Annotated in this window: 6 protein-coding genes and 1 pseudogene; all 7 read left to right on the top strand. The window is 46.4% G+C overall.

The genetic code is table 11. The features are described from left to right. A pseudogene (locus QUB08_RS16775) lies at positions 1-738 on the top strand (ATP-binding cassette domain-containing protein); the annotation flags it as partial. A 40-nt stretch (positions 739-778) separates the two neighbouring features. Beyond that, positions 779-1,579 (top strand): ABC transporter permease, encoded by an 801-nt coding sequence (locus QUB08_RS16770; RefSeq protein ID WP_333225770.1) that lies wholly within the window; start codon positions 779-781, stop codon positions 1,577-1,579. Between the two features lie 114 nt (positions 1,580-1,693). Further along, the gene (locus QUB08_RS16765) at positions 1,694-2,596 is read left to right on the top strand and encodes an Rpn family recombination-promoting nuclease/putative transposase (RefSeq protein WP_333225769.1); all 903 of its coding nucleotides are present in this window, start codon (positions 1,694-1,696) and stop codon (positions 2,594-2,596) included. Positions 2,597-2,640: 44 nt separating this feature from the next. Continuing rightward, a complete protein-coding gene (locus QUB08_RS16760) occupies positions 2,641-4,695 on the top strand; it encodes a Gldg family protein (protein WP_333225768.1) in 2,055 nt (684 codons plus the stop codon). A 251-nt stretch (positions 4,696-4,946) separates the two neighbouring features. After that, a complete protein-coding gene (locus QUB08_RS16755) occupies positions 4,947-5,585 on the top strand; it encodes a DUF4340 domain-containing protein (RefSeq protein ID WP_333225767.1) in 639 nt (212 codons plus the stop codon). A gap of 258 nt (positions 5,586-5,843) precedes the next feature. Beyond that, complete coding sequence (locus tag QUB08_RS16750; protein WP_333225766.1) at positions 5,844-6,974, top strand: ABC transporter ATP-binding protein; 1,131 nt, start codon at positions 5,844-5,846, stop codon at positions 6,972-6,974. Between the two features lie 159 nt (positions 6,975-7,133). Further along, a complete protein-coding gene (locus tag QUB08_RS16745; RefSeq protein WP_333225765.1) occupies positions 7,134-8,264 on the top strand; it encodes a spermidine/putrescine ABC transporter substrate-binding protein in 1,131 nt (376 codons plus the stop codon). Positions 8,265-8,523: the final 259 nt, after the last annotated feature.

Raw genomic sequence — 8,523 nt, 5'->3', positions numbered from 1 at the left:
ATTGTCGAAAATCTGCTGATTGTCGAAACAGTAGAGTCGATAGAACATCCTCAACCAGAACCGATTGTCGAAAATCTGCTGATTGTCGAAACAGTAGAGTCGATAGAACATCCTCAACCAGAACCGATTGTCGAAAATCTACTCAGTGTCGAAACAGTAGAGTCTATCGAGCATTCTCAGCCAGAACCGATTGTCGAAAATCTACTCAGTGTCGAAACAGTAGAGTCTATCGAGCATTCTCAGCCAGAACCGATTGTCGAAAATCTACTCAGTGTCGAAACAGTAGAGTCTATCGAGCATTCTCAGCCAGAATCAGAACCGATTTTAGATGCACCAAAGTCTATCGAGCTTTCTCAGCCAGAATCAGAACCGATTTTAGATGCACCAAAGTCGATCGAGCCTTCTCAACTAGAACCGGTTGTCGAAAATTTGCTCATTGTTCAAATGGTAGAGCCGATCGAGCATTCTCAACCAGAATCAGAACCGATTTTAGAAACACCAAAGTCGCTCGAGCGTTCTCAACCAGAATCAGAACCGATTTTAGATGCACCAAAGTCGATCGAACTTTCTCAGCCAGAATCCGAACCTCTTGTAAAAAATCGGCCAATTAAAAAAAAGCCACAACCGAGTAGCGATTCTCTACCAGAACAGCCACCTGTTACCAAAAAGCGACAAATAGAAAGAAAAAAACAGGATAGCGACAGCAGTGAAACACCACCCGCAGGCGACTCAGAATGAACAAATTACCAATGCCGAATTACCCATTCCCAATTCCTAAATGTTAGTAATGATTAGTAATATTGTCGCAATTTACCGCAAAGAACTACAAAGCTATTTTGCATCGCCATTAGCCTATGCCATCGCAGCAGTCTTTTGGCTAATCACCGGCTACTTTTTAATAGCCATCCTCCTCGCCCCCGACGGGTTAATTCCCCAAATCGGCCAGCGAGACCAAATGGGAATTACCGAACCTCCCATCGACGTAGCCTACGAATTCCTGCAACTCTTCCTGCGAATAATGGGTTCCCTTTCCTTGTTCGTACTACCCGCACTCTCAATGGGACTTTACGCAGAAGAACGCAAACGCGGCACCTTAGAACTATTAGCCACATCGCCCTTAACAAACTGGGCAGTTGCTACCGGCAAACTCCTGGGAGTTTTAACATTTTATACCACAATGTTGCTGCCTCTGCTTTTCTGCGAGGCGATCGCCCTCAGTTCCTCAACCCCACCCGTACCCCCCGGAGTTCTTCTGCTAGGACACGGCGGCTTAATCTTACTAGCAGCAGGAGTATTGTCCCTCGGAATGTTTATTTCCTCCCTCACCGACAGCACAATTTTATCAGCCATCCTCACCTTCACTCTAGTATTATTTCTCTGGGTGATCGATGCAGTCGCAGTCAGTATCGGTGGCCCCTTCGGAACAGCATTAGGACATTTGTCGCTCCTAACAAATTACACCAATCTTGTCAAGGGAGTTTTTGACAGCAGCAGTTTAATTATGTTTGCCAGTTACATCATTTTAGGAGTATTTCTGACCGCCCAATCCATCGATGCCTTGCGATATCAGCGTTCTTAAAAACATTAGGTAAGGCAGAGACAGAGCAGGTTATTTTTGCATAAGTAAAGACAAGTAAAGAGCAAATCGCAGGTTATTTTTCCCTGTGAATCATTCTACAAAACACCTCAAAAAATGAGATTTATCAATCCAAAAATCGACTTCGCGTTTAAAAAAATATTCGGTTCCAGCGACAGCAAAGACATCCTGATTAATTTTTTAAACGCCATCCTTTATGAAGCACAGCCCGTCATCGAAGACTTAGAAATAATCGACTCCCAACCAGAACCTCAAACTCTCGCAACCCAAGACACACACCTAGATGTCAAAGCCACAATTAACGGCGGCAGAATCGCCCTAGTTGAAATTCAACTGATCAACGTGCCTTCCTTTGGGAACAGAGTTTTGTACAACGCTGCCAAAAGCTACAGCCAGCAATTAACAGGAAAAGAACGCTACGAAAGACTAAAAACAGTAATTTCCTTAAAAATTGCCGATTTTGAAATGTTTGAAAATCAGCCGGAATTTATGTCACGGTTTGTTTTCCAAGAAAAAGAGCAACAGTTTGAGTCTCCAGATACTGCAATAGAATTAGTTTTTATCGAGCTGCCAAAATTTAGCAAGGAATTAGCAGAATTAGAAACAACCGCAGATCAATGGATTTACTTTCTCGAAAATACCAGCACTCTGGAGACAGTACCAGAAACACTCAGTGCAGTTCCCGAAATTCAGAAAGCTTTTAGAATTGCCAGCGAGGAAAACTTCACTCAGGAAGAATTAAATGAATTGCACAAGCAAGAACTGTGGATAGAAGACCAGCAGATTGCCATAGATGTAGCAAGAGAACAGGTAACAAAAACCGCTCAACTCTCGTTAATATTGCGTCAGCTAGTGCGGCGTTTAGGCACAATACAACCGGAAACCGAAAACTGCATCCGTCAATTAGGTATACAGGAATTAGAAGAACTAGGAGATGCCGTGCTGGATTTCAACAAGCAGTCAGATTTAACAGCATGGTTGCAAGCTAATGCGATATAGAATAACATCCTCGACCCGGAATTTTCTCACCCAATATTTACGTTATGAAAATTAGCAAAACAAATTGGAAATACGTTTTTTTGCTGGGCCCCCTCCTCATCGCAGCGGGGGTAACAGCAGCATTTGTATCTGGAGTATGGGACCCCCTGACAGTCGGTTTAGTTATTGCCGGAGCAGTGACGATCGCACTTTGGCTGCTATATTTGAGTTACGAACAAAGCTTTTGGGGGAAGCGTTCCACTCAAGCCAGCACCAACGCCCTGATTGCTACCCTCGCCGTCTTTGTGATTCTCGGAGTAATTAACTTCATAGCCGTTCGCTATCCCGTCCGCATCGACTTAACCGAAAGCCAACAATTTACCCTTGCCCCGCAGACTCAACAAATACTGCGAAATTTGCAACAAACAGTCAAAGTTTGGGTATTTGACCCCATCCAAAACCCCCAAATTAAAGAATTGCTGCAAAGCTACAAACGCGAGGGAGGCGAAAAATTCCAATTTGAGTTTGTTGACCCGCAGGCGCAACCGGGAAAAGCGCGGGAATTTAGTATTACCAGCATCGGAGAAGTTTACCTGCAATCCGGTGATAAAAAACAGGTACTGCAAAAAGGTGGCACTGCTTTTGGTAGCGACCCAAATCAAGGTCTTTCAGAGATAAAACTTACCAATGGCTTAGAAGAAATCCTGAGCACTCGCGTTGCTACAGTTTACTTTTTGCAAGGGAAAGGAGCCCGCCCGCTACAGGAAGGTCAAGGCGGAATTCAGCAAGCTGAAAAAGCTTTGAAAGATAAATACTACAACGCCCAAACGCTGAATTTGACCGAACGCAAAGAAGTGCCAGAAGATGCAGATGCTTTAATCGTTCCCGGCCAGGACAAACCGTTTTCCGATACAGAAATTAAAGCACTAAGAGCTTATCTCGATCGCGGCGGCAGTTTATTGTTAATGGTAGACCCGGCAATTGATACGGGATTGGACAAATTGCTGCAAGAATGGGGCGTCAAACTAGACGCCCGTTTGGCCATCGATGCTTCGGGTACTGGTCAAAGATTTGGGCTCGGCCCCACGGTTCCCACAGTCAGGCGCTACGGCGAACATCCGATTACTCAAAGTTTTGGCACCGGCATTTCATTTTATCCGTTTGCGCGTGCTTTGGAAACCTCGCCCGTAGAAGGGATAGAGGAAAAACCTCTGATTTGGACAAGTCAAGAAAGTTGGGCGGAAAGCGATTTGACGACGAGGAAATTGGAGTTCGATCAAAAGACCGATCGACAAGGCCCGCTATTATTAGGTGTAGCTTTAGTTCGATCGTCCACGGACAGCACTCCCTTAAAGCCCTCACCTTCACCAACACCAACTTCGCCGTCGCCTTCACCCCAAGCATCGCCGACAACATCACCATCGCCGACAACATCACCATCGCCGACAACTTCCCCATCGCCGACAACTTCCCCATCTCCGACAACTTCACCATCGCCTACAGATTCACCATCGCCTACAGACTCACCATCGCCTACAGACTCACCATCACCTACAGACTCACCATCACCTACAACTTCCCCATCACCGACAGACTCACCATCGCCGACAACTTCCCCATCGCCGACAGACTCACCATCGCCGACAGACTCACCATCGCCGACAACTTCCCCATCACCGACAACTTCCCCATCACCGACAACTTCGCCAACAGCTTCCCCAATCAGCTATTCGGTGATTGTCTCGCAAGAAGCTACGCCGCCAGCATTACCGACGACTTCGCCAACACCCACAGCATCTCCCACAGCATCTCCCAGTCCAACCGCAACTCCTTCTGCGCCTTCAACTCCTAGAAAAACATCGCGAATGGTAGTAATTGGCACATCTCAATTTGTGACTAACGGTTGGTTTGACCAACAACTCAATAGCGACGTGTTTCTCAATTCAGTCAGTTGGTTGAGTAAACCAGACCAGCAAAGCTTTTCTATCAGTCCGAAAAAAGCTACTAACCGCCGCATTAACATGACGGCCCTCCAAGTAGGATTGCTGGTTTTAGCTTGGCTAATGTGGCCTTTACTCGGATTGGGAATTGGCGGCGCTATCTGGTGGAAGAGAAGATAAGTTCGCCCACAAATTCTGTAAGGAATTTAACGGATTTATTTGCCTCTTTCTGGTTTTTCCACCTCTTACCCATTACCAATTCCTAATTCCTAATTCCGTAAGGTGCGCCCGGCAGCGCACCTTACCCATTGTCAATTCCTAATACTTCGGCTACGCGAGCGTACAAGTTCCTAATTCCTAATTTTCCTCGTGCGTCTCTTACCAATTCCCCATTCCCCATTCCCCATTACCATGCCGAATTCACTGTTACTATGAAATTGCAGAAAAATACATTAGTATTGATAGCCGTCGCGCTGAGCATGACGGGGTTGGTTGCTTTGTTCGAGATGCAAGTATCTCCGAAACAGGAAGCTGCTAAGGAAGAAAAACAGAAAATTTTTGCTTTTAACTCCGATCGCGTACAATTCTTTACAGTCAAAACTCCCGAAAAAATATTGACTTTTGAGCGAGTTTATGCTACAAAAGGAGGCAAGTCTAGCTGGGAAATGAAATTGCCAGTGCAAGCACACGCAAGTCAGGCATCAGTGGATTTTTTGCTAGACAGGCTGGCAACAGGAAAGAGCGATCGCACGATTAATACTACTGCTGCTCAACTGCCAGAATTCGGTCTCGACCAACCCCAAGCTACAGTCACAGTAAAGCTGGACAACCAGGAAACTCACCGCCTAGTTTTAGGCAAAACAGACTTTAGCGGCCGCTTCTTGTACGCTCAAGCCAATCCGCCGGAAGCGCCCCCTCAAAATTCGGCCCAAAATTTGCCCGTGCTGCTAGTGCCTTTTGACTTTAAAAATGCCGTCCAGCGACCTTTGTCAGAGTGGAAAAAAGCAGAAGCACCCAAAACTGACAAACCGCAAAAACCCTCTCCGACGCCAAGTCCTGAGAATAAATAGATAGCCCGCGCGCTCTGAGATGCTGTACCATTCTCAACAAGCCTTTTATGAACAGGCTTTTCGGCTTGTTCCACAAGAAAATTCACTCTTTGTGGAACAGGTCGAAAAGCCTGTTGCTGACAATGGTGCGCTCTGGGATAGAATTTAAAGAACAAATCCCAAAACCTGTTACATCCAACATTCCTCACCTAAAATACAGAAAAGTCTAAACTTAAACTGTATTTAAGTGGCGTGCATTACCCCCAGGAAAGGGCGAATATGTTTCAGACAGCACTCAACCAAGGTACGACAGCAACGGATACAGCGCTTGACGTTGAACTCCGCAAGGTATTTAAGGTATTTAACGGGGAAACCGCAGTACGCGGAGTAGACCTCAACATCCGCCAAGGAGAATTTTTTAGCATCCTCGGGCCTAGTGGCTGTGGCAAGACTACGACGCTGCGCTTAATCGCTGGGTTCGAGACTCCCTCGGCGGGCGAATTGATGATTCGGGGTCAGTCGATGACCAACACTCCAGCTTACCGCCGTCCGGTAAATACTGTGTTTCAAAGCTATGCTTTGTTCGGACACATGAATGTCTGGGACAATATCGCTTTTGGATTGCGGATCAAAAAGCTGGGGAAAGCAGAAATTGAAGAACGGGTACGGGAAGTTTTGCAATTGGTGAAAATGGAATCTTTCGCTAACAGGTTTCCCGGTCAAATGTCGGGCGGCCAGCAGCAGCGGGTGGCTTTGGCGAGAGCTCTGGTAAATCGACCGGCGGTTCTGCTGCTGGACGAACCTCTGGGTGCTCTGGATTTGAAGTTGCGGAAGCAGATGCAGTTGGAACTGTCGAATTTGCATCAAGAATTGGGTTTGACTTTTGTGATGGTGACTCACGACCAAGAAGAGGCGATGAGTCTGTCTGACCGGATTGCGGTGATGCACGAGGGGAGGATTGAGCAAATTGGCTCTCCTGAAGAAATTTATGAGTGCCCGCAGACGGCTTTTGTGGCCGATTTTATTGGGGATACGAATTTGTTTTCTGGTACGGTGGAGTTGATCGACCGATCGACTATCACAGTTCGCACATCAGCCAATCTGAAAATAATCGTTCAGCAGTCAGATATGTGGAGTGGTGTCACAGGCGACTCTGTTGTGGTCAGCGTCCGGCCGGAAAAAGTATATTTGAATCTCTACCAGCCGGAAGTGTCGGTCAACTGTTTTGAAGGGCGACTCAAAAATACTATGTACATGGGCACGCACGTTCATTACGTCGTTGAGTTGGCGTCGGGCGATAAAATCACTGTACGCCAGCCAAATACCGGCGGTTCTTTCCCAGATCCGCACACGCCGATTTACGCTTATTGGGGAACTACTGATTGTCTCGCTTTGACTGATCGAGGATAATTGGGAAACGAAGGAAGAAGGAAGAAGGAAGAGGGGGAGAATGGGAGAATTTCCCCATTACCAATTATTCCTGATTACAAATTCTCAAATCTAAAATCGAATTTCCCAATCCCCAATTCCCCAATCTAAAATCTAAAATCTAAAATCTAAAATCGAACTGTGCCTCCGACTAACTTACCAATTTCCAGGATTTTTCCGGCTAATTCTACACGCCGTCAGTTCCTAAAAAATTCGGCGGCGACAATTTCCGGGTTAGCTGTTTCGAGTTGCGGCTGGCGGCTTGCAGACGTGCAATCTGCTCCTCCCGTCCAAGGTTCTGCCGACCAACTTTTCATCTATACTTGGGCAGGCTATACCGATAACGCTTTGCTCGATCGCTTTGCCGAAAAAACAGGCATTCGCGTGGTTGCAGACGTATTTGACTCCAATGAGGCGATGCTGGCTAGGGTTCAAGCTGGCGGTGGCCGGGCCTACAGCATCATTTACCCGTCTGACTACATGGTGATTCAGATGACGGAACTGGGGCTGTTGAGCCCATTAGACCACTCGATTTTGGGCGGGCTCGATCGGCTAAAAAAACAGTTCCAAAACCCCGTATATGACCCAGGAAACCGCTACAGCGTCCCTTTGAGTTGGGGAACCACAGGCTTAATTTACAACAGCGAACAACTCAAAGAAGCTCCTGAAGATTGGGACTATTTGTGGCAGCACAAACAGGAGTTAGCAAAGCGAATGACGCTGGCAAGTGATGTTCGAGAAGTCATGGGCGCTGCGTTGCGGATGCTGGGCTATTCTCTGAATTCTACGAACCAAGAGCAAGTTAAACAAGCTTACGAAAAGTTGGTGGATCTCAAACCGGCGATCGCATCTTTTACTACTGATGCTTGGCGGCCTCAAATGCTGACCGGGGATTTGAAAGTAGCTATGTGTTATTCTTCTGATGCTAATGAAGTAATTTCAGATAACGATAAATTGAAGTATGTCGTCCCCAAAAGCGGTTCTTCTCTGTGGACTGACACTTTAGTAATTCCTCAAGGTGCTCCCAATCCCGAAGCAGCTTATAAATGGATTAACTTTATGCTGCAAGCCGATGTTGCGGCTTCTTTAGTAGAACGGCTCAGTTTTTCAACTCCTTCGGAAGATGCTTTTAGTTTGTTGACGCCGGAAGTCCGCGAAAACGAGATTCTTTTCCCTTCGGAAGATATTTTGAAAAAGTGCGAAGGTGTGGCTCCGGTAGGGAAATTTATGGAAGTGTACGATCGCTATTGGACTCAATTAACTAGCGGCTAATCTTATTTTGACCATAAATTTCATGTAGATTTCGATTTATCGTCGGGTGGGGGCGGGTTTATGAGATTGTTTATTTGAGGCGATTATTGTAGGTGAACCCGCCCCTACATTACATTTCGCTTTACCGTGGGGTGGGGGCGGGTTTATGAGATTGTTTATTTTAGGCGATTATTGTAGGTGAAACCCGCCCCTTGTATCTTAAAAGAGTCAGGCGATAGATCGCTACGTCAGTCAGTTGATCGAGCCGTCAATCAGGCGC

Origin of the sequence: Microcoleus sp. BR0-C5 (genome assembly GCF_036705045.1) — a bacterium.
Lineage (GTDB): Bacteria > Cyanobacteriota > Cyanobacteriia > Cyanobacteriales > Microcoleaceae > Microcoleus.
This window is presented reverse-complemented; position numbering and strand designations above follow the sequence as displayed.